This window comes from Streptomyces sp. NBC_00057 (assembly GCF_045041165.1).
GTDB lineage: Bacteria > Actinomycetota > Actinomycetes > Streptomycetales > Streptomycetaceae > Streptomyces.
In genome coordinates this window covers 8,879,605-8,905,797 of sequence record NZ_CP108256.1, presented here as the reverse complement: position 1 = coordinate 8,905,797, position 26,193 = coordinate 8,879,605, and the positions used below count along the sequence as shown (strand labels likewise).

Here is a 26,193-nt window from a genome sequence, read left to right as displayed (position 1 = left end):
CGCTGGACATGACGTGCAGCAAGTCATTCCGTGCAAGTTGCGGCATTGCAGGTCAGCGCCCCGCCTCGACTTGCCTGAGGCCGGACATCTACGCTCGATGCCCGGGCGGCAGTGATCGCGCCGGACGGGTTCCGAGGGGGATGTGCGATGCGCGCTGGGTGGATCAGGCTGTGGCAGTGGACGGCGTGTGGCGGGATCGGGCTGAGTCTGTATGCGGGCTGGTTGACGTTCGATGACATCCGGGACCGCGCTTCCAGCGAGCGCGACATCAGCGCGGCGTGTGATCGGCTTGTGTCCGCGGCCGCGGTGATGGACCTGCAGGGCGGGATGGTCCGGGCAAAGGGCAGCGACTACGACGAGTTCAGGCTCGATGTGGGCGAGCTGCCCGGTTCCTGCACCGTCTACAAGGTGCCTGGTCCCGGTAAGACCACGGGCCTGTTCACCTTGGCGGTGCGGGGCAGTGACACTTCCGAGCCGTTGCACTGGATCGGTAATGACAGAGATCTCGAGCCGTTCCGCGACAGTCGCGGCAGTCAGAAATCCGATGTCACCGCGATCGCCGACCGGCGCCCCGAACCGCGACCAATCGGCGATGGCACCCTGGGCCGGTACGGAAACTGGTACACCACCATCCGCGCCGAGTGCGGCCCCGGCAGCCGCGCGACGGCCCCGAAGCTGCTGAACGTTACGGCCCGCGCCGACTACGAGGACGTCTCCGCAGCGGACCGCGAGCGCCTCGCCCACATCGCCCGCTCGGCCACCGAGGAGCTCATCGACCGGATCGGCTGCCAGAGCCAGCTGCCCGCCCTGCCTGACCACCAGTTGGCGTCCGTACCGTCCGACCTCCGCCCCGCGCAGGCGACGGACGGTTCATGCCGCTGGTTTGCCCGACACATCGAGAAGCGAGGGCAAGGCCGGCTGCCCGACCGCGCCCTCGCGGCACCTGCCCTGGACGCGTCCCCCATCGAAAGCTGCCTTCTAGAAGATTGCTGAAAATGTTGGGTTCTGGCCTCGCTCCGGGTGGAGTGGGGTCAGTCTTGTGTCCATGCAGGGGGAATGGGCTGGGGAGAGCGTCGGCGAGGACGTGTGGGAGACGTGCCGGGAGTTGATCCCGGTCGGGAGCGTGTTCGCGTTTCTGGCCGAGCATCGCGAGGCCCTCTTCCCCGGTGCCATGTTCGCGGACATGTATCCCTCGACGAACGGGCGTCCCTCGCTGCCGCCGCAGGTCCTGGCCGCCACGGTTGTGCTGCAGAGCCTGCACGGGCTCTCGGATTTCGAGACGGTGCAGGAACTGCGCTGCGACCTGCGGTGGAAGGCCGCGTGCGGACTCGGGTTGTACGACACTGCCTTCGATCCGTCGCTGTTGACGTATTTCCGCCGTCGGCTGCAGCGTTCCGGTGACCCGAACCGGTTGTTCGCCAAGGTCAGAGAGGTCGTCGCGGCCACCGGTGTGCTCAAGGGCAGGCAGCGCAGGGCGCTGGACTCCACCGTGCTGGACGACGCGGTCGCCACCCAGGACACCGTTACCCAGCTGGTCGCCGCGATCCGCCGGGTGATCCGTGTGGTCCCCGGCGCCCAGCAGGTCGCCGACCAGTGGTGCACCGCCCACGACTACACCGACCCGGGTAAACCGAAGATCGCCTGGAACGACGAGCATGCCCGCGCCGCTTTGATCGACGCCCTGGTCACCGACGCACTGAACCTGCTCGGCCGGCTGCCCGACCAGGAGCTGGGAGAGGCAGCGGCGCACGCGGTCGGCCTGCTCGCCCTGGTTGCCGGGCAGGACGTGGAACCCGCCGACGGCTCCGACGGGCGGGACGGCCGGTGGCGCATCGCCCGGCGCACCGTCTATGACCGCACCGTGTCCACGGTCGATCCCGAGGCCCGGCATATCCACAAGAACCGCTCCCGCCACCAGGAGGGCTTCCGTGCCCACGTGGCCTTCGAGCCCGAGGAAGGCCTGTTCACCGAGGTCGCCCTGACCGCCGGCAGCGGGGCCCATAACCACGAGGCGGCCGTCGCCCGGGATCTCCTCGCCGATGAGGAAGCACCGGTCACCGTCCTGGGCGACACCGCTTACGGCACCGGCGAGTTACGCGAACACCTGCAAGAACAGGGACACGACCTGGTTCTCAAGCCACCACCGCTGCGGCCGGCCGTCCCCGGCGGTTTCACCGCCGACGATTTCGACGTCGACACCACGAACGGCCAGGTCACCTGTCCGGCCGGACACACCGTCCCCCTCGGTCAGAGGCGCCAGGGCGGGGAACGCCAGGCCCAGTTCAAGAAACTGTGCACCGGCTGTCCACTGCGGGAACACTGCACGAAGTCCAAGACCGGCCGGGTCTTCACCGTCCACGTCAAGTACGACCTGCTCAAGGCCGCCCGCGATCACGCCGCCAACAGCCCCGGCTGGCAGGCCGAGTACCGCCGCTGGCGGCCACCGGTCGAACGGGCCATTGCCTGGCTCGTCGCCCGTGGCAACCGCAGAGTGCCCTACCGAGGCGTTCTGAAGAACGACACCTGGCTCCACCACCGCGCAGCAGCCCTCAACCTCCGCCGACTGATCCACCTCGGACTCACCAGGACCGGCGACACCTGGCACCTCATCCCGTCCACCGCATAGCGAAAGGGCCGCCCGGCCTGCGGCCGGACAGCCCCCACACAAGATTTTCAGCAGCTTTCTAGCGGTCAGCCCCGACCAGGTGGGCCGTATCGCCGACGGCTTGCACGACGACGACCAAGATTACGCACGCAGTGCGCTCACTCACGCACCGTGGTGGCTACGCACCGCCTCCTACTTCGACGCAGAGGCGCGCACGGTGGGATACGACGTCCTTGGCGGCGAAGACAAGATCATCACAGCGGGAACGGCCGGACACGCAAGCGGCGCGTGGTGGGCCTCCTCCATCTGCGACGGCAAGCCCGCCCTGCACACCCTCAGCTCCAGCTACACCTATGACAACGTGCTCGGCCCCCAGACGCTGTCGGCCCTGTTCCGCGCGTACGTTGACGACATCACGAAGCGGCGCGGCTGCACCCACGTGACGTACCCGGACACGAAGGACCTCCGTGCCCCTTGAGCACCACCCTGTACTGAGCACGTCATCTGGCGGATGAAGCCAACTCGAATGCCCAGTCACAGCGCCCCGGACCAATTGGTCCGGGGCGCGCTCGCGTATCCGCGGGGGTCGGATGTTCATGCACGCGATGCCCTGTCCAACGATGCTGCAGTGCACCAGTCACCCGCTGGGCACCCGGTGCCGGTCCAATGCGGGCGAAGCCGTCTGCCCGCTGCTCCAGCACGCCTACGATGCCGTCGTGCGGAACACAAAGGCGTTCAAAGAAGCAGTTGCCCAGACGCTCGCTGAGCTGGCCCACCGAGGGGTGACTCTCGCGCCGGCGACAGTGGCGGACACCATCGAGAAGAACATCAGTACCGTGTCCGAGCGACTCGGCATCCAAGTACGTTCCGCCTGGCGCTACTTCGATGCCTCCGCCATGGCCGACAGCCTCGCGAAGAGCGTGCAGTCCTACGAGGAGAGCAGCTCCGAGAAAGGGGTGGGAGAGGCGCCGATGCCGCCGCTCGACAACCCCGAACTCGCACTGGTCCTCGCTGGTGTGCCGGACTCCCTGGCCCAGACCGGCGGCGACCTGTATGCGGTCATCATCAACGTGGCGGTCAGCGCCTGGATGGCCGGCCATATCCACGGCGAGGACGGCTGCACCGGATGCGACGGCAACCGCGGCCCGGCCGGACACGACTGGGAAGCCCGGATGCGCACCATCACCGAGATGCAGCCGAACATCACCAAGTGGTTCGACCGCGACGTGTGGACCACCGCCGTCAACGACAGCGGCTTCACCGTCACCCGCCGCTGACCGCTGCCCAGTTCTCGCCGAAGCCCTGGTCGAAGCCGTGAAACGGGCCCGTGGCTGCTTGGACGGCGTCTCGTATGACGACGTGCCCACCGAGTACCTTGAGCCGCCCACGGTCGTCCAGCAGGCGCTGGGGCCGCGCCGCCCGTCCGGCTGGGTGCTGGCGAAGGTCGGCGGGCGCGGGCCCGGTCGGGGCGTCCTCGTTTGGTGGCGCCAGAAGCTGGTGCCGGGTCCGCCTGACGGCGACGGACACGGACCTGGCGATCGGAACCGGACCGGAGGCGACCGGCCCCGCCCTCTCCCTGCTGCTCGCCGTGTCGGGGCGCCGGGTGGCACTGGACGACTCTCCGAGCCGGGTGTCGCCACGCTGGCGGCGGGTTCCTGACCGCTCGTCATCGGCTCCCGCTCCTCCCTCCCCCCGCTCCCCTGCTCCCCTGCTCCCCTGCTCGAACAACCCTGTCGAACGGCGCTGTCAGTGGCGCGCGGTAGCTTCGGGATTGTTCGAGATCACGGGGTGAGAGGGGTGAATTCGTGGGTGTCAGGCATGCGTTGAGCGTCGTCCTGGTCGACGTCAACGACGAGGTGGTGACGGCTTGGCGGTCCGCGTTCGCGGACACGCCGGAGGTGGAGATCAGGCGGGGTTCCCTTCTCGATGTGGACGCCGACGCCTGGGTCTCCCCCACCAACGAGCGTGGCCGGATGGACGGTGGGGTCGACGCCGTCGTCAAGCGGTACCTCGGTGCGGGCATCCAGGTGCGGGTGCAGCGGGCGATCCGCGACCGGTTCGGCGGACGGCTGCCGGTGGGCAGCGCGGTGTGCGTCCCGTCCGGGGCGGACGTACCCCGGTACCTGATCTCGACGCCCACCATGCGCCAGTCGTCGCAGAACGTCAGCGACACGATGAACGTGGCCCTGGCCTGCGCGGCCGCCTTCCAGGCGGTGCATCTACAGAACCGGGCGAAGCCGGGCAGCATCCGGTCGGTGGCCCTCGTCGGGATGGGCGCGCAGACCGGGCAGGTGCCCGCGAAGGTGTGCGCCAACCTGATGTGGACGGGCTACACCCTCTTCCACGACCACGGTTTCGCGGACTACGACGAGTTGCGGGCCGCCGTACTGGGGCAGCTCGACGACATCGAGGGAGCGGGGTCCGCACGGCGGGTCCGGATCAACGTGCCGCAACGGCCTTCCTTTCGTCACTGACCCGAAGACCTCGCAGGCCGGTGCCGCCCAGGGCGCGGACACCGGCGACGACCCTGCCGCATCTGTTCAGCATGCCGGGGCGCCCGTGGAGGCGTCCGGTTCGAGTATCGGGAGTTCCACCCTCGTGAGTGATGTCGACGTGACGGCCGCGGGCGATGCCGGTTCCCCGGCCGGGGATCCGCTGGGACTGGCCTGCCTGTTCACCGGTGGCGGCGAGCCGTGGCTGCCGCTGCTCGGACCGGTGATCGAGGCGCAGCCGGGAGCCGCCGACTTCATCGGCCCGAAGCGGAGCCCGGAGGTCGTTCCGGTGCGCGAGCTGACGTTCCAGGCGTTGAAGCCGCATCCGCCGGAGAAGTGGAAGGTGGTCGTCTTCGGACAGAACCCCTATCCGCGGGCGGAGAGCGCGACCGGCATCGCGATGTTCGACAACACCTTCAACGACTGGAAGGACAGCCAGTTCGGCCGGGTCGTCAGCATCCGCTGCCTCATCAAGGCGGCCGCGATGTGGAAGTACGGCATCGTCAAGAAGACCCCGATCGCCGACGTCCGCGCCCTGCTGAAGAAGGAGGACACGGTTCAGCCGCCCGAGTGGTTCCAGGCGATGCTCACCCAGGGTGTGCTGCTGCTGAACGCGTCCCTCACGGCGAGCGCGGACGGGGCGATGGCGACCGATCGGCACACGTCGTTCTGGCGCCCCGTGGCCGAGCAGATCGTCGAGGACATCCTCCGGGCGAAGCAGGACGCGGTGGAGGAGGACGACCGGGGGGTGGTGTTCGCCTGGTGGGGCGCGCACGCCCGGAGTCTGAAGAGGGTCGTCCAGCGGCTGGAGAAGAAGTACCCGGGGGTGCAGGTCCGTCACCTGGACCACGCCAATCCGGCCGCGCAGGGGGATCTGTTCTGCGAGGGCGACCACTTCGCCCAGGTGAACGACGCCCTGGCGGCGGTGGGGGCCGAGCCGGTCGACTGGCTGCCGCAGAAGGGCTGGGACCAGGGGATGGGCGGGGCCGGCGGGCCGGAGGACGGTGGTGTCGCGCAGCGGATGGGGGCGTTCATCGCGTCCACGATGGAGTTGCACCAGCTGTATCTGGAGCGGCTCACCAGCGTCAAGGACGAGGGCCTCGTCCTGCCGCCCGTCACCGGGGTGTTCGACACGCCGCTGATGGACTTCCGGAAGGCCGTCGAGCCGGTCTCGCGGGTGCTCGCGCACCTGGATCGGCATATCGACCTGTCGAGCCGTTTCGGGGAGACGAAGGCCGCGGAGGCGGCGCCCGCGGGCGCGCTGTCCGGGGAGGCCGTGAGCGCCTTGTCGGCCGACGCGATCTCGGCCCTCTACCTGTACACGTGCGAGTCGGGCTTCTACCGCGAGATCAACGCCGTGCTGCGCTCGTCGGACCGCGAGCGCGTGGTGCCGTACCTGCCGTACCTGCGGTTGCTGTTCTCGGCGATGGAGGCGTTGCCGGCGCAGACGCGACCGCTGTGGCGTGGTGTGGCGCTGGATCTGCGGTCCCAGTACCCGCTGGGGCGGACGGTGACGTGGTGGGGGGTGTCGTCGTGCACGTCCGAGCTGGGTGTGGCCCGCGCGTTCCTCGGCGGGCGTGGCCGGCGGACGCTGTTCGAGGTGACGCCCGCGCGGGCGGTGGGGATCCGGCGGTTCTCCGCGTTCACGGGGGAGGAGGAGTACATCCTCGCGCCGGGGACGCAGCTGAAGGTGACGGAGGTGAAGGCCGAGCGTGGGGGTAGGTGCACCGTGCGGCTGACCGAGCTGGAGGGGGCCGGCCTGGTGTCGTGACGCCCCGGGCCGGGCATACGAGCGCCCCGTGGCGGGCCTGAGCCGTGCCGTGGAAGAGGACTGGAAAAGCCGTACCTCGCCTTTCACTCTGACCTGGACGGAGCTCGAAGTGCTGCGCAACGGCTGACCATCTCCCGGAGGTTGTTCGGGTCCCGCCCCTGGCTCTGCCCGACGCTGACCAGCCGCCGTAGCTTCACCACCGCCGGTTCAGCGGCGGCGGCCGAAGGGCCACCAGCTCCGACGTGTCCGGCGGAGAGGCGGGACGGCCGGTCGTGGTGGTGCAAGCGGCCGCGGCGGCAGAGGCGTGTGTGCCGGGGGCTTCGGCTCAGCGGGTGGAGTCGCATCCGGTAGGGGGCCGCCGGGATACGGGAGAAACCCGCCAGTGGCCGGGTTTAAGCGCGCTTTGACGGGCAGATTGCCGCCAGCCAGCTCCAGGGATGACCCGCACCACCCCTGCGAGGACAATCCAACCAGGTGTCCGAGGTGTCAGTGGCGAACTGTACGTTGCGGCCATGGGCGTATATCTGGTCAGTGTTGGCGCGGAGGAATGGTTTGGTGAGGAAGAGGATGGGTGGGGGGAAATCGCCGCGGCGCTGAACCACGAGCTGCGGCAACAGGGGCTGCCACCCTATGAGTCCGTGCCCGAGGAGATGGACTTCGTTCGCGGTTCGGGGCAGGCTTTCGAGGAAAAACTGATCCCCTCGATGGACGGGTTTGGGACGCTATGTCAAACGCACCTGTCACGAGAGGAAGTGGAGACTGTCTGCGGCTGGACGGTGCTGGTGCCGTTCTCGCTCGACGAGGAGATCTGGTTGCCCATTGACTCCAGCTATTCGGAGTCGTCGACCACGGTCGCAGGTGCTCCTCAGGTACTGGCGATTGCGGAAAGACTGGCGACAGCCATCGACCTGCCGGCCGAGACCCCACAGATGTGCGACAACCTCGATCTGACCATGTGGTTCATGAACGGAGCAGCGAAGGAACTGGCCGCTGCCCAACCAGGCCCATGGAGCGATGACCTGGATACAGCCTTCTACGTCGCACTGTTTCTGCGCGCTGCCCAGCACTCGGTGCGGCGGGGCTGCCCCATCGTCTACGCCTGACGCCTGCATAGTACTCCAGCCGTAGATCGTGATATTCACGTCGGATTTGAGGCTTGCCGGCGGTAATGGCCGGCTTGGGCCTGATGGCGGCGTCGCGCCTTGCAGCAGCTACTTCGGTTGAAGCACCTGACCCTGCTGCGATCTCTCGGCTTCATGTCAGCGAACCACCTGGGGATACACCGCCTCATGACAGCGAAACCCGGTGCCTGTGCCACCCCGGTGTCAGCGGCGGACCATCACGCGCCCCCGCCGCGGCCGGCGGGAAGACGGCCGACGACGACCGCCGGCCACTCCACTGACACGAACCCGACTACATCGCACGTCGCCGAGACGATCAACGGATCGTAGGCTTGTGGCCATGGCTGACACCTATGAACTCCAACTCACGCTCGACCTGCCGGACTCCCTCTCGTCCCGCGACCTCGACCTGCTCCGCTGGCACTTGGCGGAGGAAGATGGTCGGCAGGACGAAGGGTACGAGGTTCCCCTTTGGGACGGCCGAGGGCCAGCATCGCGCATCGGAGGCCTCCAGGTGGCGGAGTTGCGTTCGGTCCATGGGGGGTGGGCGTTGACCGTGCGGCAGGAGGCGCATCCCGACGGGTTCCACGATCTGCGCAGGCTCGTGCTATGGCTCGGAGCGCGGACGACGACCGCGGGCCCCATCGGGTACCTCCGCTTCTACGAGTCGTACGTGCCCGACATCCTGATCGTCGAGTCCGGGACTGTGAGCTGCGTCGTCCTACGGATGGATGAGACCATCCGGGTGGCGGACCAGGAGTTCCCCTACTCCTGAGCCGCCCTTGGTGCTCCAGCCGTAGAGCGTGATCTTCATGTCTGATTCGCGGCTTGCCGGCGGTAATGGCCGGCCCGGGCTCGGGCCTGATGGCGGCGTCGCCAGGTGGACCGGCGGAGCCGGTGGGCCGCGTCGTGGGCAGGCTGGGCGACGAGGGTGATGAACAGTCGCTGGACCTCGTTGCAGGTGAGCGGAATCAGCCCGTCCGGGGCGGGGGTGCGGGCGTGCTCGTCGGCGCGGAGAACAGCGAGGAAGGCGTGGGCGAGCATGGCCAGGGTCACCCAGCGGGACCACGAGGTGAAGCGACGGAGCTGGTGTTCGTCCAGCCCGGCCAGGCCCTTTCCGGCCTGGAAGGTCTCCTCCACCCGCCATCTCGACCCGGCGACCCGTACCAGCGTGGCCAGGGGTGCCGGGGCCGGTGACCAGCAGCGGTAGTAGGCAAGTTCACCGGTGGTGCGGTTGCGGCGGATCAGCAGCTGACGATGGCCGGGTCCGGGCTCGGTGAGATCGATGACGGCCCAGTCGTAGAAGCGGTGCCCCTTGGCGCCGGCCCCTGCCGACAGCTTCTGCCAGGCCCGCTTGGGCACCTTCGCGGCCAGGGCGTCGGCGCGGAACTTCCAGGCGCTGGTGGTGGCTTCGGCCGAGCAGGCCGTGGCGAGCACGTAGCCGACCTGGCGCTCTTCCAGCGCGGAGCGCAGCTTCGGGTTGCCGCCGTAGACCTCGTCACCGGTGACCCAGTCCACGGGGTGCCCGGTGTCGAGGATGCTGGCCCGCCGCAGCATCGCCAAGCCCGACGAGATCGCCTACTACGTCGCCAGCGCACCCCTGGAAGCCACCGTCGCCGACCTCGTACGCATCGCCGGCTGCCGCTGGAAAGTCGAGGAATGCTTCCAGAGCGCGAAGAAGGAATGCGGCCTGGACCAGTACGAAGTCCGCCGCTACGTGGGCTGGTACCGGCACATCACACTCGCCATGCTCGCGCACGCTTTCCTCGCCGTCCTGGCCGGCCAGGAACGGAAAAAGGGGGAACCGAGCGGGACACACCCGGCCTCGTGGACCTCACACCGGCCGAGATTCGACGTCTGCTGGCAGTTGAACCCCGCCGCCGTGCTCCACACCACGACCACACGATGGCGTGGTCCCACTGGCGTCGCCGCCACCAAGCACGCGCCCGCCGCTGCCACTACACGGCGCGGTCACACCTTCGTAGGGCCACCCGGCAAAGACAGCCCCACCCCCGATTCCAACCCGCTACACTCCCCACGCCCAAGCCGTTGACCAGCACGAATGAAGAAGTCCGGCTGGAGTAATAGGGTCCTTGCTCGAACCGAGCGGTAGTTCGCGCCTTCCCCCGACATGCGAGTGACTGACAGCAACGTGGTCACGGAAAGTGAGCCAGAACCCGAGTTTTGACGGCAGGGACGGTGCCGTGTGTCGGTGGCCAGAGTGTCCGCGTTTTGTCTGATGCAGCTGAGGCTCAGTGGACTGCAAATCGGTTACCGGGCAAGAGAGTGTTCTTGCTCTGGAGTTCGGCTCTCTGGCAGGGCAAGATCGGGCACATGTCCAGTCAACGCGAGATCGTTCTGCCGCCAAGTATTCGGTTATCAGGGGACGGGATACTACTGAGGGAGTGGGCCGAGTCCGATCTGCCGGCGTTGGTCGAGCTCTATGACGATCCCGAGATCGACCGATGGACTCCGGTGCCCTCGCCGTTCGACGCCAGGGCGGCGCGTGAGTACCTGACCAAGGCTCGCGAAGGCCGGGAGGAAGAACGCAAGAAAGCGCAATTGGTGATCACTACCGACGGTGAGCAGCCACGTGGTGAGGTCCTCCTCTTTCACTCCGAGCTCGACGCGCGAGACGTCGAGCTCGCTTATGGCGTCGGCAGCCAACATCGGCGGCAGGGCTTGGCCTCACGAGCTGTCAAGATGATGGCTGACTACGCCTGTCGCCAGCTGGGCGCAAGGCAAGTGCTGCTGCGCATTGAAACGGGGAACTCCCCGAGCGTGGCTGTCGCGCGCGCAACTGGCTTCCAGCTCACCGACGACGAGCCCATCACGCGCGAGGCCAAGGGCCGCCAGGTGAAGTTGCTTACCTGGTGTTATGAGTACGGTGGAGCAGATTCCCTTTCGGCTTGAGCGGCTGGGACGTTTCCTCTTCAGCCCGCCTCGGCGTGGTCGCCCGCAGGAGATCCCGTCGACCACCGGCTTGTAGGCATCCAGGGCTGTCGGCCGCGGCGGCAGCTTCTTCCTCGGCTCCGGCCAGACCGAGTCCACCGCCTTGCGGACCGTCCGCCACGACACGTTGTACTTGCGCTCGATCTCCGGCATCGCCATGCCGCAGCGGTGGTCGCGGCGTACAGCTCGACCTTCGACATCTGTGGCATGACCAGGATCTTTCACCAGGAGCATCCTGATGCTGCCCCGGCAAGTACCCCAGTGCCGTCAAAACTCGTGAACACCATCCGACCGTGGATCTGGGTGCCTCCCAAACCCGTGAACAACTGCTGTCGTGAGTCGGATCAGGCACAAATTCCGTGAGGACGATCAACGGTGTTCGGCCTCGGTGACGCAACGTCATCTGGGACCGTGGTCGAAGTAGAGGGCAGGGTTATCGGAGCGGTCCTTGTTCGTCGATGAACATGGTGGGCGTGGACAGGAACACGTCGGCGTTCACCGGGCCGTAGGCGATGTTGAAGGTGTCCAGCCAGTACGACCAGCCGCGGATCCCCAGGGCACTGCTGAAGCGGTAGTTGAGCTGCCAGCGCACCCACTGGCCGGGGGCGAGCCGCACTGCCGGGGGCCGTCGCGGCCTGGGCGGCAGGGCAAACAAGGGCTGGACTCGGGGAAAGACCCGTAGTCGTCCGTCGGCTTCCCGGAGCTGGACATCGACTTTGCCGCAGTCTTCCTGGGTGTTAAAGGGCTCGAAGCCGTCACGCTCATGCATGCGAATCACGTGTGCGGTGGTGGCGGTCTCGGCAGGCGGGAGAGCGAAGCCGATCGGCGCCGCGTTCCTGCGCGAGGCAGCCTCCCCTCCCCGAGACTCCTTCGTCCAGGACGTCCGTATCCACTGGACGGTGATCTCCATGGCGTACTCCCGCCGGGTCGTCGAGGGACTCACCCTATGTCTCAAGAATCACCGGCCCTGTCCGGCGGTTACTGGCTGTGCCGGCGGGCGGGTGGCGGTGAGGAGGACGCGCTTTGTCAATGGCCTCGAAGTTCTCCCCGTAGGCGGCCAGGAGTGCTCCCCGCTGGCGGCCTGCGAGATCTCCCCAACGGCGGCCAGATAATTCCCCGCCGTGGTGAGTGCTGTGATCAGCTGAAGGGCTTGACTCCCTGTCCGGAGGTGGCCTGGGTGAGCCGGAAACTGTCACCCTGGGTGACCACGATGTGAGCGTGGTGCATGAGCCGGTCGACGGTCGCGGTGGCCAGCGTCTTCGGCATGATCTCGTCGAATCCGGAGGGGTGGAGGTTGCTGCTGACGGCGAGCGCGCGTCGTTCGTAGGCGGCGTCGACCAGGCGGTAGAAGCCCTCGGCGGCGTCGGGGCTGACGGGCAGCAGGCCGATGTCGTCGACGATGATCAGGTCGGATCGGATCACCCGGGTCAGGGCCTTGGCGATGGAATCGTCGGCCCGGTGACGGCGGACGAGGGCGCCGAGGTCTTCGATGGAGAACCAGGCGACGGCCATCCCGGCCTCGACGGCGGCCTGCCCGAGGGCCTCGCACCAGTGGCTTTTCCCGGTCCCCGATGGGCCGACTACGCAGAGATTTTCCCTGCGTTGGACCCATTCGAGGGTCTTGATGGAGTCCTGGGTCGCGCGAGGTATGGAGGATGCCTGCTCGTCCCAGTCGCCGAACGTCTTCCCGGCGGGGAACCCGGCCCGCTTGCGTCGAGTGTGCAGGTTCGCTCGGTCGCGGCCGGCGGCCTCTTCGGAGAGGAGGACGCGTACGACTTCTGCGGGGTCCCACCTCTGGGCCTTCGCGGTGGGGATCACATCGGTCAACGCCTTGCGGATGTGCGGGAGTTTGAGCCGCTTGGTCAGTTCGATGGCCTCGGCGAGCTGGTCGCCGCTGGAGCCGGAAACGGTGCGCAGTGGGGTGGCCATCAGAGAGTGTCGCCTTCGTCTTCGTCGTCGTGTTCGAGCGGGATGGTGCCGAAGCGGGACCAGGCGGAGGTGCCGGGCTGCAGGCTGTGGGTTTCGCTGGCGCGGGTGACCTCGACGTTTTCCAGGCCGACCTGGTAGTCGAGGATGGAGATGAGGTCTTTCTCGGCGAACCGGCCGGTGACCGCGGCGGTGCCAAGGGCCCGGTCGACCTCGGCAGTGGAGTAGAGCTTGGAGAAGGCGACGGCCTCGGCCATCTTCGTCTTGACCTTGCGTGTTCCGGCGGTGGCGGCCTCGACCAGCCAGGAGGCGGCGCCGGGGCCGAGCATCAAGAACGCGGCCTCCTCCGCGCTGGTCGCCTTCGGGACGCGATCGCCTTCCTTGTTCTCGCGCGGCGGGTAGTGCGCGTCGTCAAGGACCGGGGTGCCAGCCGATCCGCGCGGGTGGCGGGCCACCTCGCGGGCATGACCGTCGGCAGGGCCGACGGCGGTGACGATCAGTTCGTCGCCGTGGAATCGGGCCCAGACCCGGGTGTCGATCAGCTGGTGCGGGACCGAATAGCGCACGGCCTCGACCGAGATCGTGGAGTCCCAGCAGACCCTGCGGGTGGTGCCGAACGCGACGGTGAAGGGCTGCTTGGGCAGCGGATGCAGCCGCTGGCGTTCCTCGGCGAGCATCTCGACGGGCCGTCGTTGGGTCTCGCGGTGGACCCGGTTGTTGACCTCCTCGCAGAAGGTGCGGCAGGCCGACTCAAGGGCGGCGAAGTTGCGGTATTCCTCAAGGAGGTTGACGTCTTTGGGGACCAGGTCGGCCTTGGCGATGCGGACGGTCGCCTCGCTCCCGCCCTTGGTTTCGGGGTCCGCCGGCAGACAGGTACGTATCGTCATGCCGTAGTGGCGGGCGACCTCAACGATCTCGGGGTTGCGGACCGCGATCCCGGCGATGTGGTCGGTGGTGACCGTCTTCTCGTTGTCGGTCAACGCGTAGGCCGGGACCCCGCCGATCCGCCGCAGCGTCGCGTCCAGACACGCGGTGATCGTCGGCAGCGTCTTGTCCCAAACCGGGATCACCACGCGGAAACGCGACCAGGCCACCCACGCGCACCACAAAGAAGTGCGTCGTCCGCCGATCTGCGGGCCCTCGCCCCAGTCCCATTGCAGCCATAGCCCCGGCTCGGTGATCCAGGGCCGGTAAACCCGACGCTGACCGGCCCTGAACTGGGCTTTTGCCTCGGCGACGGTGCGGCGGGTGGTGCGTTCCCCGCCCGTGAAGCCCATCGCGGTGATCCTCTTGTGGACCACATCCGCACGGATCCGCCCGTTCGAGCGGACCACCAGCTCTTCAATCTTCGGCAGGAACACGTCGATCGCACGGTCGCGGTGCCGACGGACGTCGGGGTGCTGTCCAGCGGCCCGCATCTTCACATATCGGGCCACCGTGTGGTGGTCGCACCGGGCGAGCTCGGCCGCCGCGCGGTAACTGCCCGTGAGGTCGTACGCCTCAAGGATGTCCATGATCTCCCTGCTGTTCTTCACCCGCTCGAGCTTCGCCGACCGGGTACGTCTGGGGCGAGCGGGGAGATATCTGGCCGTCCGTGGGGAAATCCCTGGCCATCAGTGGGGCCGTAAATGGCCGCCTATGGGGAGTATGCCGAGGCCACGGTCAACGCGCTTGCGGAGGAGCGGGAGTTTGGCGCGGCCGAACATCTGGCGCTTGATCATCTTGATGTGGTTGACCCGGCCTTCCACCGGACCGGAGTTCCAGCAGGTGGTCAGGCCCTGGACGACCGCGTTCCAGTCCTTCTCCAGGCCGGTGGTGAACGTGTGGAGTCCGGGCAGATCGTCGGCGCGGGTGGCAATGATCCAGTCTTTGAGGTGCTGGCCAAAGCGGGTGGTGAGGATCTCGGCGAAGGCGCGGACGCGGCCATGGAGGGCGGTGAGTTCTGGGCACTGGGAGAGTACCGCGGTGAACTGCCGGCTCTCTTCGTCGCCCAAGTGCTCAGGATGTCGCATCATCCACCCACTGACCTGTCGGACGCCCGGAGGCGCGGGGGCGTCGATGCGGATGCGATGGCGGCGCCTCGGTCGCAGGTAGTCGCTGATCGTCTGGTAGCTGCCGCGGTAACCGAGATCCTGGGGCTCGGCCTGCAGCTGGATCGCGTTGGTGAAGCCTTCTGCCCAGCGTTTGTCCAGGTGGGGCTTGTAGGGGTCGAGCTGGCTGGGCCGGGGCTGGTGTCGTCTGCTCAGGAGTTCTTCGGGGCTTGCTGCGCGGGCGGTGCGGCGGACGGTGTTGCCGCCCATGTGCAGTTCCCGGGCGATGTCACGGATGCCGTGTCCCTGGGCCAGCAGAGCATGGACGATTGCGTGACGTTCGCGGATACGGGCCTCGATCGGCGACATCTCCCTCTCGGTATCGCGCGGTCGGCGCCGTCATTGATCGGCAGGCCGGCAGTCCTGACGACGGCTGTCTTCAGGCAGCTGTTGTGGCGGCTCACGCTTCGCTCGACGGCGGTTCCCAGGTTCTGCCAGAGGTGGAAGCGATCGGCGACCTGGGCCGCTTTCGGGGCACCGGTACGGGCACCGTCGGCATAGGAACCAGCGCGGTCACGGCAGATGATCTCGGAACCAGGATGCTTCCGCAGCCAGCCGGCCAGGGTCGCTGCGTCGCGGCCGGGTGGCAGGCCGAGAGGCTGGCCGGTCTCGCAGTCGATGAGCACCGTGCCGTAATGCTGTCCGCGACGGGTGGCGAAGTCATCGACGCCCAGCACCTTCGGAACGGTCCAGGCGGGATCGGGCAGAGCCATGATCGCCCGCAGCAGCGTCGTTCGGCTCACCGGTATGTGCAGAGCGGCGGCAAGACGGCTCCCAGCCCGGCCCGCGAGAGCGACGGCGACAGCCTCCAGAACCCGCCGGGCGGCAGGCGTGCGGCGGTTGTAGCGAACGGTCAAGCCCTCGGCCTGCTCGGCAAACGTCCGCCGCAAGCAACGAGCGTTCTCGCAGTAGAGCCGCCGCACCGTCAACTTGATCAGTACCGGCCGATCCCCGACCGGTGTGTCGGCAAGACATCTCCCGTACGTGCTGTGCACCCGACTGGAGAGCGCCGCACAACCAGGACACGCCACCTCGATCTCCCGGGTTCTCGCCACCAGCCGCACCACGCCGCACTCGGAGAACACCCGCTCCACCAGCAACTCGCTGAGGTGCGGAAACAGGTCACCCACCAGGTCGTCACACCGCACCACGGTCCCAGATGGCGTTGCGTCACCGAGGCCGAACACCGTTTCCACCGCCGCCGTCACGGAGGCCAAGAACACCTCCGAGGTCCAGCCGACTACGATCCACGCCGATACCCAGGGCCAGAGCTACCCGGTCTTCGCGGTCGCGCACCTGCTGGGCATCGACGTGATGCCCAGGATCCGCAACTGGAAGGACTTGCTGTTCTTCCGTCCCAGCCGGAGCACGAGTTACGAGCACGTCGACGCGCTGTTCGGGGAGCCGGGCCGCAACGTCGTCGACTGGGGCCTGATCGAGACCCACTACCGGGACCTGATGCGGGTGATCGTCTCGATCAGGGAAGGCACGATCTCCTCCACGCTGCTACTCAAGCGGCTTCGCTCCGGCTCGCGCCGCAACGCCACCTACACCGCCTTCCGCGAGGTCGGGCGGGTGATCCGCACCGTCCAGCTGCTGCGCTACCTCTCGGATGCGCCGCTCCGCAGCCGGGTGACGGCCGCGACCAACAAGGTCGAGGCGTTCAACGGCTTCTCGGACTGGGTCCACTTCGGGCAGCGGGGCACGGTGGCGGCGAACAACCCGGTCGAGCAGGAGAAAGACGTGAAGGTCACCTCGTTGCTGGCCAACCTGGTGATTTTCCACAACACCCTGGACATCGCCGACGTCGTCCGCGAGCTGCAGGCCGAGGGCCAGGTCGTCGACCCGCTGGACCTGGCCCAAGATCTCCCCCTACCTGACCGAGCACATCAAACGGTTCGGCGAGTACTCCACCCACGAGCTCGACATCACCCCGGCCGACTACGACGCCCACCTGGACATGGACTTCAGCGTGCTCGGCGAGGATGAGGCGGCCGCCGCATGAGGGGGAAACGTCCCGTGGTTCTCAGGTAAACGTGACCCCCCGCTTGGCCGCATCAGGTGCGACGAAGGCGAGAAGTCGCTCGGCCTCGTCCAGTACTGCCTGTGTGCCCGCTTGCGACAGCGGCCGGAAGGGGGAGATGAGCAGTATGGAGCCCTGCACCGACCATGTGCCGTGGACGAAGCCGTCAACGAGGAAGGTGGGCCGCACCATGGCCTGACCCGGCATCACCAGCTTGCGGTCTGCCTCGCTGATCACTCGCGCGCGGTCCGTGTGCCCGAGGAGCAGGTTGTCGAAGGCGGGCAGAAATCGCACGGGGACGGGCAGGTCCGGGTCGGCGAGCGACGCGTCGGGCAGGTCGAAGAGCTCAGTGCCCCGCTCGTCGTGGAAGACGCGCAGCTGTGACCGCAGTCCGTCGAGAGTCTTACGCAGGCGGGTCAGTCCCGACCATGTCTGGATGTCCATGACGCCGGCCGGGCCGAACGCCGCCAGGTAGCGGCGGATCACCGTCTCGACTCGTGGCGCTGCCATCGGTCGGCCGATCCAGTGCTCCGCGAGGGTGATGGCGATGTTTTTGCGGTTGCCCCAGGCGCCCCAGGCGCCGGTGGCCGGGGCGTGCACCATCGGTACCCGCAGCTCCACCGCCCCCGCGAGCACGCGGCCGTCGCGGCCCGGGAAGCGCTCGGCGAGTGACAGGGCGAGCTTCCGCCGAGGCAGGGTGTGGCCAGCCATCAGCTCCCGACCGGCGTCGGTGAGCTCGGCGATGTCCAACCCGGCGGTCTGCGCAGCGAAGTACTGCGCCCGGGCGGTGCGGTCCAGAACGGGCTGGACGACGGGCCGCAGCCAGCGGAAGTCGTTGCTGCTGGTCAGGTGCTGGGTGCTGCGTAGGGCTGCGGAGCGCACCACGCGCCCGTCGCGGAGCAGTGCCGTCAGGTCGTCATGCCGGAAGTCGGCCAGCCGGGTCCACAGCCCCACGTAAGGCCAGTTGGGCTCCTGCCCCTGCAGAGCGACCAGGTGTTCGACGACGTCGAGTACCGGGCGGGAGGTTCGGGCGGCCAGGAACTGTCGCTGGAGCAGTGTCCGGTTCAGGGTGCGGGTGGACAGCACGGGGGCGTCGGTCATGTGGTGCCGGTTCTCCTTGGATGGTGGGGACGTCACCGGGAGCGCGTCGCCCGTCCGTGTGTGACGGGCGGCGCTCTTCGTGCCTCAGTCGGCGACCCTGACGGAGACATTGCCCTTGTAGTTGCCCTTCAGCAGGGAGACGAGCGCCTGGGGAGCTGCCGAGAGGCCGCCTTCCACGATCGTGTGGGGGAACACGAAGCGGTCCTCGCTCAACCAGGTGCTGAAGTGCTCGGTCCACGCCGCGATCTGCTCCGGGGTGTGATACGTGGAGAATGGCAGGACCTCGATCCCCTTGGCGGCCGCCGCGGTGAGGTCCGGCTCGGGGAACCGGTCCTCGTGGTCGCCGATCTGGGTGGCCAGCGCGCCGCACAGCGCGAAGCGGGCCCTCGGCGCCGCCGCCTCGACGGCCGCATCGAACTGCTCTCCGCCGACGTTGTCGAAGAACACGGTAATGCCCTCGGGCGCCAGTTCCCGCAGATGATCGAGGACGGGGCCGTCGCGGTAGTCGAACGCCGCGTCGAAGCCGAGCTCGTCAACCAGGTAGTCGATCTTCGCCTGGCTTCCCGCGCTGCCGATCACCTTCGCGGCGCCCCGGCACTTGGCGATCTGTCCGGCCAGCGACCCGACGCCGCCCGCCGCGCCGGAGACGAAGACGACATCGCCGGCACCGGTCTTGGCGATCTCGGACATCCCGTAGTAGGCGGTGGCCCCTGGCTGAGGTAGTGCACCGGGCTTGGGAACAGGTCGGGGTCCAGCTTGGGGTACCGGTCGGCAGACCCGGCCGAGTACTCGCACCAGCCGGCCATGGTGCGTACCTGGTCGCCGACGGCCAGGTCCGCACTGATGGACCGCACGACCGTGCCCACCGCGCCGCCGCCGATGCGCTGGCCGACCTCCCACGGCGGGATCGGCAGACGGGAGTCAGCCCGCAGCATCTCCAGGTACGCCACCGACAGACCCAGGTAGTCCGTGCGGACCAGTACCTCTCCCGTGACCGGCTCGGGCGTAGGCACCTGTACGAGGTCGAAGGTGTCGGTCCCGAGGTCTCCTTTCAGGTGCTTGGCCAGCCGCACTTCCCACATCGTGTCGGGGGTCGTCGACATCGTGCTGTCGGTCATGGTTCTCCTCGTTTCGATCAGTTGGCGCGCCCGGCCTGGGCCCGTGCCGTTCTCGTGAGACCCACGCTATGAGCCATAGCGGTCACTTTCCGACCTCAATTGCCGCCATCCTGGAGGGCATGGCGAACACAAGCTCACGGACTCTGCGGCTGCTGTCCCTGCTCCAGACCCACCGGCACTGGCCGGGCGGCGAGCTGGCCGACAGGCTCGGGGTTTCTGCGCGTACCCTGCGGCGCGACGTCGACCGGCTGCGTGAGTTGGGCTACCCGGTCGAGGCCAGTCGCGGCGTCGATGGCGGCTACCAGCTCACGGCAGGCGCCGCCCTGCCGCCGTTGGTGCTCGACGACGAGGAGGCGGTCGCGCTCGCCATCGGGTTGCGTGCGGCCGCCCAGGGCGCGGTTACCGGAATCGAGGAGTCCTCGATCCGCGCGTTCACCAAGGTCGTGCAGGTCATGCCGGCGCGACTGCGCCGACGGGTCGACGCCCTGCGGGTGGTGACCGTGCCCTCGGTCGAGGGCGGTGGGGAGACCGTCGAGGCCGGTGTGCTGACCGCCATCGCGCAGGCATGTCGGGACGAGGAACGACTTCGCTTCTCCTACACCGCCCGCGGTGGCGAGCGCAGCGCCCGCCATGTCGAGCCCCACGGGCTGGTCTCGCTCGGGTACCGCTGGTACCTGGTCGCCTACGACCTGACCCGGCAGGACTGGCGCAGCTTCCGCCTCGACCGCCTCGACGATCTGCGCGGGACCGGAGAGCGGTTTCGCCCGCGCGAGCTGCCTGCCGACGACGCCTCGGCCTTCGTCCGTGCGGGGAGCGGCGGCGTCCCCGTTCCGCACACCGTCGAAGCGCTTGTGCACGCCCCCGCAGCGGCTGTTCGCGCGCGCGTTGGCCCGTGGGCGACGGTCGAGGAGGTCGACGAGCAGCGGTGCCGGGTAAGGATGACCTCGCAGACCCTGGACTGGCCGACTCAGGCACTGGGCAATGTGGGTGCGGAGTTCGAGGTGCTCGGCCCTCCCGAGTTCGTCGACTTCGTCCGGGAGTGGTCTGCCCGCTTCACCCGTGCCACCCGCTCGTGATGTCCGGTGGCGGAGGTCCGCCGTCGCAGGCCAAGCGATCAAGATCTTCAATAAACCAACGTTTGTTGAAGATCGCCGGGTGAGCGGCCGGAAGGCCCCCAGGGCCTTCAAAAAGTCCTTCAAAAACCCGGGCGGTTCAACAACCTCCGACCACCGTTTCCTGACAGGATTTCGGGCGTGAGCACGCCACTTGAAGACGCCCACTTCGAACTCCTGGCCGCCGAACCCGCCGTCCGCACCGAGATCCGCATCGGATACGCACGGGTGTCCACCGGCGGACAGAAGCTCGACCGTCAGCTCGACGCCCTGAACGCGGTCGGCTGCCGCCGGATCTTCGCCGACAAGAAGTCGGGGAAGAACGACCTGCGGCCCGAGCTGAAGGCGTGCCACGCCTTCCTCGCCGCCGGCGACACCCTGGTGGTACCCGCCCTCGACCGCTACGGCCGCTGCCTGCAGGACCTGATCACCATGGTCGGCGAACTGCGCAAGCGGGAGATCGGCTTCACCTCGCTGCACGAGCGGCTCGACACCACCACCCCCGGCGGCCGGCTGGTCTTCCACGTCTTCGCCGCGCTCGCGGAGTTCATCCGCGAGCTGATCGTCTCCGGCACCCGCGGGGGCCTGGCCGCCGCTCGCGCCCGCGGCAAAGTCGGAGGCCGGCCCACCGTCGTCAACCCGGACATCATCCGGGCCGCCCGCGACATGCTCCCCAACCCAGAGCACTCGATCACCTCGATCGCCAAGCTCCTCGGCGTCAGCCCCGGCACCCTCTACAACCACATCCCCGACCTGCAGGAGCTCCGCGCCGGCCGCATCCCCGCCCAGCTCGAAGCGGGCACCCGGTGATCCCCGGCGAGCACCGTCTCAAGGGCGGCGCCCTCCAGCTCGGCGCCGACGAGCCCGGCCTGTCTGGGCCCTTCGGAGCCTGGACCGATCAGGACGGCCAGGAAGACGAGCATGAACCGGCCAAGGACGCTTTCGCCGAACCGCACTGCTGATTCATTCGCCGAGATCATCTCACTGCCCCTTTTGGGCTCGCCTTGGCTGGCTCCCCGATCCCCGTGGGTTCAAGGAAACCGAAGGTCCTTCAGCTTGAACCCACGGGTCCACCGGTCTGCTTCAGGTCGGTAGACCCGTGGGTTCGGTTGGAACACGAGGATGCTGTGCAAGCCGAAGAGCTTCGGTCGTGACCTCGGCGTCGACCTGCGCCTGTGTTCTGTCGCCGTACTCGAGGACGTCGTAATCGTCGTCCAGGTTGGCGAGTCGTTCAACCAGAGGCAGATCGTGCCCGAAACGATGGTGGATCCGGAAGGCCAGCTCGCGTGGTGTCAGCTCGCCGGCCAGCATCCGGGCGGCAAGTGCTCGGGCGGCGGCTTCCTGTCCGGCAACGCTGCCCGCTGGGTGGGAGGTGAGGCCCAGTTCGTCGAGTGCCGGTGGAAGGAGGTCGGGGACGTCGTAATCCGCCTCCGCGCGTGTGCACGCGGCCAAGACCCGCAGGGCAGGACTGTCGAGGCCGGCAACGAGTGCATCACAGGCAGCAGTGACGACGTCGGTTGCGCGGATCTCGCCCATGCTCCAGAGGACGGCATGGTCCTGTAGGGCGGTTGCTGCTGCTTCGGTCGAGGTCACTCGCTCATGATTGCCTTCATCGTGCGTCCGGTCGAGCAGGTTTCATCGAAGCTGTTGTTCAGCGGCCTGTTCCAGCAGCGCCCGCGCGGAGTCCGTGTAGCGAATCGCGGTGGCGGCCTGGCCGCGAAGCGGTGTGGTCAGGGAGACCGCGCTCACGGGGCCGGTGCCCAAGGCGGTGAACTTGTTGATCAGCAGGTGCGGGTTAGCGGTGTCGGGCCAGCGGCAGCGTCGGTGGTCCAGCCACTCGCGGGCGACGTGCAGTGTCAGCGCGTCCAGAGGCCGGACCCGGCCGTCGATCACGAGCTTGCCATTGCCGATGTCAAGGTCGTCGAGTTGGAGGCGCCGGATCGCACCGGATCGCGCGGCGTGCACCGCGGCGAGCGCGAGGACCAGCCGGTCCGCCGGCCTGGCGACCGCGGCAACGGAGTTGTTGACGTGCTCGGGCTCCAGATGTTGGAGGATGCCGTACTCGTGCTGGCCGACGCGGATGCGGCTGGTCGGATTCTTGAAGATGGTGCCGCTCTTCTTCGCTCGGCCGAACAGCGACCGCAGCACGATGAGCGTGTGCCGTCGCTGGCTGCCGGGGAGGGCATCGAGCTGGGTGAGGACGTCGTCGCGCGTCACCTCGCGCAGATGGCCGTAGGGGACAGACCACTCCAGCAGGACGGGACGGATCCGATTGAGGTAGCCCCAGACCGTGGCCTCGTCGCGGGGCTGGGACCTGGGGCCACCGTCGTGGAGGAGGCGGGCCCAGTGCTCCACGTCGCGGCGGATTCCGGGGGCGATGCCTTCGAGCTTGCGCTCCAGCCACTGTTCGAACGACGGCGTCCGGTCGTCTTGGAAGACGCCGATGTCGGCGAGTACTTCCACTGTGCGTTGGACGCTGAGCCCGCGGGATCGCAGGGCCGGGAAGATCTCGGAGTGCCGCACGACTTCGCCGCTGATATGGCCGGACAGCACGATGACCAGGGCTCGGCCGACGTCGAGGCGGACACCGCGAGGCCAGCCGTGCGCTTCGCCGAGACGCTGTGCGGTATGCCGGGCCCAGGCCAGCCACGGGTTGTCGAGCCGGGCATGTTCCTGACGATTGAACCGGGTGAAATCTCGGCGGGCCTCGAACAGCGGCGGCTGGAGCCAGCCGGAGACCGGCCGGGGGCCGGGTCGGGGTGGCGCGGGCGACCCCGACGTCGTCCCTGCTTACCTCTGGGAGGGCCGGGCTGACGCGGACGGTGGAGGTTGGTGAAAAACAGTTGATGATGCTGCACCTTCTCCAAGTAGGGGTCCAAGACGGTGACTTGCCCCCTGGCGTCCTGGCTCGCCTGATGCCAGCACAGACGGCAGTACCCCTTCTTCAACCGCACTGTTCGCCGACAGCCGCTGCACTCGGCAGGCTCCTCGTTGCGGCGGAAACTCTCGCATGCGCCGCAGGCGCGGCCGGGCAGCACGCCCCAGCCGAAGCAGGTCGGGCAACTGGCTGGCGGTTTGCACTTGCCCGCCGGCAGAACGTAGGCCATCACTTCGGCGGCAGAGACCGGCCGTCACGGCGACGCGGAACCACCGCCGGGGCCGGGCCAGCCGCAACGGCGGCCTGCAGGCCGGTCTCCTCGCCGGGGCGCCGGACTTTCTCCGGCTCGGGGATCAGCAGATCGCTGATCTCGCAGCCGAGGGCGACGCAAATGACGTCCAGGTCCTCCAGCTTGAGTGAGACGGGCTGGCCGGACCACAGTCCGGACATCTTCCCGGCCGAGATCACCAGGCCGTGCTCTGCCAGGCTCCGCTGAAGCTCGGAGGCTTTCCAAACGCCCTTGTTCGCGGCGGTCAGCCGTAGGTTCCACCTCATCGGACCAGTCCTTCCAGCCGCTTCGCGGCCCGTTCCGTCCCGGCGACCCAGGCATCTTCAACCCGGGTCTGCTGGACGTGGATGTATCGCATGGTCGTGGCGATCCAGGAGTGCCCCAAAACCTCCTGGATTGCGAGCAAGTCAAGCCCGTTTCCATAGAGCTGGGACGCGCAGAAGTGCCGAAGGACGTGCGGAGTCAGCGTCTCGCCCCACCCCGGCAGGTGCGCTTTGGCCGCGTCCTTGAGCCCGCTTCGCAGGGCGTCGTCGCCCACCCGGCGGGAGGAGCCATCGGTGCTCTTGCGCTCGGAGGGAAACAGCGGGGCACCAGGGCGTGTGTGATCGTCGTCGAACTGGCCCCAGACGTCCTCGATGAACCACCGAAGCGTCCGATCAGCGCCGTTGATTAGCGGCACCATCCGCTCACGCGGCCCCGATCCACGGGCGCTCTTGCCGTGGCGAACGTGGAGCTTGCCGAAGCGGCCCAGGTCCCACTTGATGTCGGCCAGGTCGAGCTTGCATGCCTCGCTCACCCGCAGGCCGACCTGGGACATCAGCTTCGAGGCGGTGTAGTTCCTGGCGGTAGGGGCGAACTTGCGGCACGTCGCCAGCTCGCCGCCCCAGCCTGTGAACAGTGTCCCGACCTCCGGCTCGCTCGGCGGGATCCGTAGGTGGGCGTCCTTGGCCCCGCGCGGCCGGTTCATCTCGTCGATCGGGCACTCGACGACCCGGCCGGTCATCCGGTGCAGCTCGACCTTGTGTCTCAGCTCCAGGAACATGAAGTACGTACTCAGCGCCTGCGACCGGGCCAACCGGGTGCCACTCGGCGAGCCCCGCAGCACCTTCCCGAAGTACACGTCCGCGTCGGAGGGCTCCATCTCCCACAGCGGCCGGCCGAACGAGCGCGACCAGGCCGCCCGCCGCCGTAGGTGAGCCCTCAAAAGTTGACCTCGCGGCTATTTGCTCCCTGGTGTCCGAACCAGGGCTACTGGACCGTGATCCAGGTCTTGTCGCGCTCTTGATTGCGCTTGCGTTCGCTCCCTGTCTCCTCGATCACACGCTCTCTTCCCGACAGACGGAGAAGGCGCTCGCGGCAGCCGCCAGGACTGCCGCCTCCGCAGCCCGTTTCGGGAGTTGCGGGTCCTGATTGGCACGCAGGAGCACTAGCTGGTGGTAGAGCGGCGCCGTGGCGGCGATCAGCAGGCTCCGCGCGTCCGTGTGCTGTGCGGGGAGTTCACCGCGATCGATGGCGCGCTCGACGAGGATCTCGCACTGGGCGTACCGGTCCGTCCACAACTGCGTCTGGGCCCGCGCGGCCTGTTCGGAGTGGAACGAGGCGGCCATCAGGGCGACGGCGAACGACGGCTGTACGACCAGGGACTCCTGGATCTCCTGGTTGAGAGCCGTCAGATCGCCGCGCAGCGAGCCGGTGTCCGGCGGCTGCCAGTCGATCTCGCCGGCGGCGTCGATGACGTCGACAAGCAGGCCGCCGACATCGCGCCAACGCCGGTAGACCGTGGCGCGGTGCACTCCGGCCCGCGTCGCGACACCCTCCATCGTGAGTCCTTCGTGACCGCGTTCAGCGAGTTCGGCGCGCACCGCATCGAGAACCTGGGCGCGGATGCGGGCGGTGCGACCGCCCGGACGGCGGTCCGACGTCGTGTCCAGTGGGTCTGTCATCGGCAATCAGTATCCGGTTGATCAAGGCGGCAGGGCTGTGCCGGCATCTTAACGCGACAGTCGTCGCCCTAGGCTCACCAGAGAGGAACCGCCTCCACGATGCCGCCCGTTCCCGCCGACCCCACCGTGCTCCACCCGATGCCCGAGCACCCGCGCGTGGTTCTACTCAAGCCGCTGGTGAAGTCGCCGCTGATCGAGGTCGGTGACTTCTCCTACTACGACGATCCGGACGATCCGACCGCGTTCGAGACGCGCAACGTCCTGTACCACTACGGTCCCGAGCGGCTTGTCATCGGCAAGTACTGCGCGCTGGGGACGGGCACCCGGTTCATCATGAACGGCGCCAACCACCGCATGGACGGTCCTTCCACCTTCCCGTTCCCCACCATGGGGGGCTCCTGGGCGGAGCACTTCGACCTGATCACCGACCTGCCCGGCCGGGGCGACACGGTCGTCGGCAACGACGTATGGTTCGGCCACGGCGCCACGGTCATGCCCGGTGTACGCATCGGTCACGGCGCGATCATCGCCGCCGGCGCCGTGGTCACCGGCGACGTCCCCGACTACGGCATCGTCGGCGGCAACCCCGCCCGGCTCATCCGCACCCGCTACGACGCCGCGGACATCGCCCGGCTCCTCGCCGTGGCGTGGTGGGACTGGCCCGTGCAGCACATCACCAGGCACGTACGGACGATCATGTCGGGAACCGTCACCGACCTGGAGGAGGCCGCCGCGCAGATCGACCAGCCCTGACACCACGTCCTCGCCACAC

At 68.1% G+C, this 26,193-nt stretch carries 26 protein-coding genes and 3 pseudogenes; 15 read left to right on the top strand and 14 right to left on the bottom strand.

Annotated features, from left to right (window positions below; translation table 11 throughout):
- Window positions 1-111: 111 nt before the first annotated feature.
- The 8 genes from OG953_RS42130 (at window position 112) to OG953_RS42095 (ending at window position 8,764) form a co-directional block, all read left to right on the top strand.
- A complete protein-coding gene (locus OG953_RS42130; protein ID WP_405691291.1) occupies window positions 112-993 on the top strand; it encodes a hypothetical protein in 882 nt (293 codons plus the stop codon).
- 52 nt (window positions 994-1,045) lie between these two features.
- Window positions 1,046-2,626 carry an IS1182 family transposase gene (locus OG953_RS42125; RefSeq protein WP_405683010.1) on the top strand — a complete coding sequence of 527 codons (1,581 nt, stop codon included), beginning with the start codon at window positions 1,046-1,048 and terminating at the stop codon, window positions 2,624-2,626.
- Between the two features lie 100 nt (window positions 2,627-2,726).
- The gene (locus OG953_RS42120) at window positions 2,727-3,083 is read left to right on the top strand and encodes a hypothetical protein (RefSeq protein WP_405691290.1); all 357 of its coding nucleotides are present in this window, start codon (window positions 2,727-2,729) and stop codon (window positions 3,081-3,083) included.
- A gap of 238 nt (window positions 3,084-3,321) precedes the next feature.
- Entirely contained in the window at window positions 3,322-3,882 is a 561-nt protein-coding gene (locus OG953_RS42115; RefSeq protein ID WP_405691288.1) for a hypothetical protein, read from the top strand.
- 528 nt (window positions 3,883-4,410) lie between these two features.
- Window positions 4,411-5,079, top strand: a complete 669-nt coding sequence (locus OG953_RS42110; RefSeq protein WP_351197848.1) for a macro domain-containing protein — start codon at window positions 4,411-4,413, stop codon at window positions 5,077-5,079.
- A 124-nt stretch (window positions 5,080-5,203) separates the two neighbouring features.
- Entirely contained in the window at window positions 5,204-6,868 is a 1,665-nt protein-coding gene (locus tag OG953_RS42105; protein WP_405691286.1) for an ADP-ribosyltransferase domain-containing protein, read from the top strand.
- Window positions 6,869-7,380: 512 nt separating this feature from the next.
- Window positions 7,381-7,971 carry a hypothetical protein gene (locus OG953_RS42100; protein ID WP_405691285.1) on the top strand — a complete coding sequence of 197 codons (591 nt, stop codon included), beginning with the start codon at window positions 7,381-7,383 and terminating at the stop codon, window positions 7,969-7,971.
- Between the two features lie 358 nt (window positions 7,972-8,329).
- Window positions 8,330-8,764 (top strand): hypothetical protein, encoded by a 435-nt coding sequence (locus OG953_RS42095; protein ID WP_405691283.1) that lies wholly within the window; start codon window positions 8,330-8,332, stop codon window positions 8,762-8,764.
- A 35-nt stretch (window positions 8,765-8,799) separates the two neighbouring features.
- Here the strand turns inward: OG953_RS42095 and OG953_RS42090 are convergent.
- Window positions 8,800-9,525, bottom strand: a pseudogene (locus OG953_RS42090) (transposase); the annotation flags it as partial.
- A gap of 1 nt (window position 9,526) precedes the next feature.
- On the opposite strand from OG953_RS42090, the pseudogene OG953_RS42085 reads away from it, so the two are divergent.
- Window positions 9,527-9,760: pseudogene (locus OG953_RS42085) on the top strand (IS701 family transposase); the annotation flags it as partial.
- A gap of 563 nt (window positions 9,761-10,323) precedes the next feature.
- Window positions 10,324-10,902, top strand: coding sequence for a GNAT family N-acetyltransferase (locus OG953_RS42080; protein ID WP_405691281.1), 579 nt, complete (start codon window positions 10,324-10,326; stop codon window positions 10,900-10,902).
- Between the two features lie 472 nt (window positions 10,903-11,374).
- Here the strand turns inward: OG953_RS42080 and OG953_RS42075 are convergent, their stop codons facing one another.
- The 5 genes and pseudogenes from OG953_RS42075 to OG953_RS42055 form a co-directional block, all read right to left on the bottom strand.
- Window positions 11,375-11,851 (bottom strand): hypothetical protein, encoded by a 477-nt coding sequence (locus tag OG953_RS42075; RefSeq protein ID WP_405691280.1) that lies wholly within the window; start codon window positions 11,849-11,851, stop codon window positions 11,375-11,377.
- A gap of 227 nt (window positions 11,852-12,078) precedes the next feature.
- Window positions 12,079-12,870, bottom strand: coding sequence for an IS21-like element helper ATPase IstB (istB, locus tag OG953_RS42070; protein WP_266795039.1), 792 nt, complete (start codon window positions 12,868-12,870; stop codon window positions 12,079-12,081).
- The gene (istA, locus tag OG953_RS42065; protein WP_405682118.1) at window positions 12,870-14,402 is read right to left on the bottom strand and encodes an IS21 family transposase; all 1,533 of its coding nucleotides are present in this window, start codon (window positions 14,400-14,402) and stop codon (window positions 12,870-12,872) included. The genes istB and istA overlap by 1 nt, the downstream gene beginning before the upstream one ends.
- Window positions 14,403-14,480: 78 nt before the next feature.
- Window positions 14,481-15,266: a transposase gene (locus tag OG953_RS42060; RefSeq protein ID WP_405691278.1), complete on the bottom strand. Its 786-nt coding sequence runs from the start codon at window positions 15,264-15,266 to the stop codon at window positions 14,481-14,483.
- 125 nt (window positions 15,267-15,391) lie between these two features.
- Window positions 15,392-15,952: pseudogene (locus tag OG953_RS42055) on the bottom strand (ISL3 family transposase); the annotation flags it as partial.
- On the opposite strand from OG953_RS42055, the gene OG953_RS42050 reads away from it, so the two are divergent.
- On the top strand, window positions 15,942-16,946 hold the full coding sequence (locus tag OG953_RS42050) for a Tn3 family transposase (protein ID WP_405691276.1): 1,005 nt from the start codon (window positions 15,942-15,944) through the stop codon (window positions 16,944-16,946). The pseudogene OG953_RS42055 and the gene OG953_RS42050 overlap by 11 nt on opposite strands.
- 37 nt (window positions 16,947-16,983) lie before the next feature.
- On the opposite strand, the gene OG953_RS42045 is transcribed toward OG953_RS42050, so the two are convergent.
- The 3 genes from OG953_RS42045 to OG953_RS42035 form a co-directional block, all read right to left on the bottom strand.
- Entirely contained in the window at window positions 16,984-18,081 is a 1,098-nt protein-coding gene (locus tag OG953_RS42045) for a winged helix DNA-binding domain-containing protein (protein WP_405691274.1), read from the bottom strand.
- A gap of 84 nt (window positions 18,082-18,165) precedes the next feature.
- Entirely contained in the window at window positions 18,166-18,771 is a 606-nt protein-coding gene (locus tag OG953_RS42040; RefSeq protein WP_405691272.1) for a zinc-binding dehydrogenase, read from the bottom strand.
- The gene (locus tag OG953_RS42035) at window positions 18,657-19,199 is read right to left on the bottom strand and encodes a hypothetical protein (protein ID WP_405691270.1); all 543 of its coding nucleotides are present in this window, start codon (window positions 19,197-19,199) and stop codon (window positions 18,657-18,659) included. Before OG953_RS42035 ends, OG953_RS42040 begins: the two co-directional genes overlap by 115 nt.
- A 119-nt stretch (window positions 19,200-19,318) precedes the next feature.
- On the opposite strand from OG953_RS42035, the gene OG953_RS42030 reads away from it, so the two are divergent.
- The 3 genes from OG953_RS42030 (at window position 19,319) to OG953_RS42020 (ending at window position 21,273) form a co-directional block, all read left to right on the top strand.
- On the top strand, window positions 19,319-20,275 hold the full coding sequence (locus OG953_RS42030; RefSeq protein WP_405691268.1) for a helix-turn-helix transcriptional regulator: 957 nt from the start codon (window positions 19,319-19,321) through the stop codon (window positions 20,273-20,275).
- 177 nt (window positions 20,276-20,452) lie between these two features.
- Window positions 20,453-21,121, top strand: coding sequence for a recombinase family protein (locus OG953_RS42025; protein ID WP_405691266.1), 669 nt, complete (start codon window positions 20,453-20,455; stop codon window positions 21,119-21,121).
- Window positions 21,118-21,273 carry a hypothetical protein gene (locus tag OG953_RS42020; RefSeq protein ID WP_405691265.1) on the top strand — a complete coding sequence of 52 codons (156 nt, stop codon included), beginning with the start codon at window positions 21,118-21,120 and terminating at the stop codon, window positions 21,271-21,273. The genes OG953_RS42025 and OG953_RS42020 overlap by 4 nt, the downstream gene beginning before the upstream one ends.
- A 121-nt stretch (window positions 21,274-21,394) precedes the next feature.
- Here OG953_RS42020 and OG953_RS42015 read toward each other — a convergent pair whose 3' ends face one another.
- The 5 genes from OG953_RS42015 to OG953_RS41995 form a co-directional block, all read right to left on the bottom strand.
- Window positions 21,395-21,904 (bottom strand): hypothetical protein, encoded by a 510-nt coding sequence (locus OG953_RS42015; RefSeq protein ID WP_405691263.1) that lies wholly within the window; start codon window positions 21,902-21,904, stop codon window positions 21,395-21,397.
- A gap of 42 nt (window positions 21,905-21,946) precedes the next feature.
- Window positions 21,947-22,864 (bottom strand): hypothetical protein, encoded by a 918-nt coding sequence (locus OG953_RS42010; protein ID WP_405691261.1) that lies wholly within the window; start codon window positions 22,862-22,864, stop codon window positions 21,947-21,949.
- 553 nt (window positions 22,865-23,417) lie between these two features.
- Window positions 23,418-23,744 carry a helix-turn-helix domain-containing protein gene (locus OG953_RS42005; RefSeq protein ID WP_405691259.1) on the bottom strand — a complete coding sequence of 109 codons (327 nt, stop codon included), beginning with the start codon at window positions 23,742-23,744 and terminating at the stop codon, window positions 23,418-23,420.
- Window positions 23,741-24,619 carry a tyrosine-type recombinase/integrase gene (locus OG953_RS42000; RefSeq protein WP_405691257.1) on the bottom strand — a complete coding sequence of 293 codons (879 nt, stop codon included), beginning with the start codon at window positions 24,617-24,619 and terminating at the stop codon, window positions 23,741-23,743. Before OG953_RS42000 ends, OG953_RS42005 begins: the two co-directional genes overlap by 4 nt.
- Before the next feature lie 175 nt (window positions 24,620-24,794).
- Window positions 24,795-25,421: a TetR/AcrR family transcriptional regulator gene (locus OG953_RS41995; RefSeq protein WP_405691255.1), complete on the bottom strand. Its 627-nt coding sequence runs from the start codon at window positions 25,419-25,421 to the stop codon at window positions 24,795-24,797.
- Between the two features lie 99 nt (window positions 25,422-25,520).
- Here OG953_RS41995 and OG953_RS41990 point away from each other — a divergent pair, with 99 nt between their 5' ends.
- On the top strand, window positions 25,521-26,174 hold the full coding sequence (locus OG953_RS41990; RefSeq protein WP_405691253.1) for a CatB-related O-acetyltransferase: 654 nt from the start codon (window positions 25,521-25,523) through the stop codon (window positions 26,172-26,174).
- Window positions 26,175-26,193: the final 19 nt, after the last annotated feature.

Bases quoted from the DNA above. Each gene is read 5' to 3' on its own strand.
- OG953_RS42060 (WP_405691278.1), bottom strand. From the start codon at position 15,266: ATGTCGCCGATCGAGGCCCGTATCCGCGAACGTCACGCAATCGTCCAT.
- OG953_RS42000 (WP_405691257.1), bottom strand. From the start codon at position 24,619: ATGGAGCCCTCCGACGCGGACGTGTACTTCGGGAAGGTGCTGCGGGGC.
- OG953_RS42040 (WP_405691272.1), bottom strand. From the start codon at position 18,771: ATGTCCGAGATCGCCAAGACCGGTGCCGGCGATGTCGTCTTCGTCTCC.
- OG953_RS42035 (WP_405691270.1), bottom strand. From the start codon at position 19,199: ATGACCGACAGCACGATGTCGACGACCCCCGACACGATGTGGGAAGTG.
- OG953_RS42030 (WP_405691268.1), top strand. From the start codon at position 19,319: ATGGCGAACACAAGCTCACGGACTCTGCGGCTGCTGTCCCTGCTCCAG.
- OG953_RS42075 (WP_405691280.1), bottom strand. From the start codon at position 11,851: ATGGAGATCACCGTCCAGTGGATACGGACGTCCTGGACGAAGGAGTCT.
- OG953_RS42045 (WP_405691274.1), bottom strand. From the start codon at position 18,081: ATGACCGACGCCCCCGTGCTGTCCACCCGCACCCTGAACCGGACACTG.
- OG953_RS42005 (WP_405691259.1), bottom strand. From the start codon at position 23,744: ATGAGGTGGAACCTACGGCTGACCGCCGCGAACAAGGGCGTTTGGAAA.
- istB (WP_266795039.1), bottom strand. From the start codon at position 12,870: ATGGCCACCCCACTGCGCACCGTTTCCGGCTCCAGCGGCGACCAGCTC.
- OG953_RS41990 (WP_405691253.1), top strand. From the start codon at position 25,521: ATGCCGCCCGTTCCCGCCGACCCCACCGTGCTCCACCCGATGCCCGAG.
- OG953_RS41995 (WP_405691255.1), bottom strand. From the start codon at position 25,421: ATGACAGACCCACTGGACACGACGTCGGACCGCCGTCCGGGCGGTCGC.
- OG953_RS42125 (WP_405683010.1), top strand. From the start codon at position 1,046: ATGCAGGGGGAATGGGCTGGGGAGAGCGTCGGCGAGGACGTGTGGGAG.
- OG953_RS42100 (WP_405691285.1), top strand. From the start codon at position 7,381: ATGGGCGTATATCTGGTCAGTGTTGGCGCGGAGGAATGGTTTGGTGAG.
- OG953_RS42080 (WP_405691281.1), top strand. From the start codon at position 10,324: ATGTCCAGTCAACGCGAGATCGTTCTGCCGCCAAGTATTCGGTTATCA.
- OG953_RS42095 (WP_405691283.1), top strand. From the start codon at position 8,330: ATGGCTGACACCTATGAACTCCAACTCACGCTCGACCTGCCGGACTCC.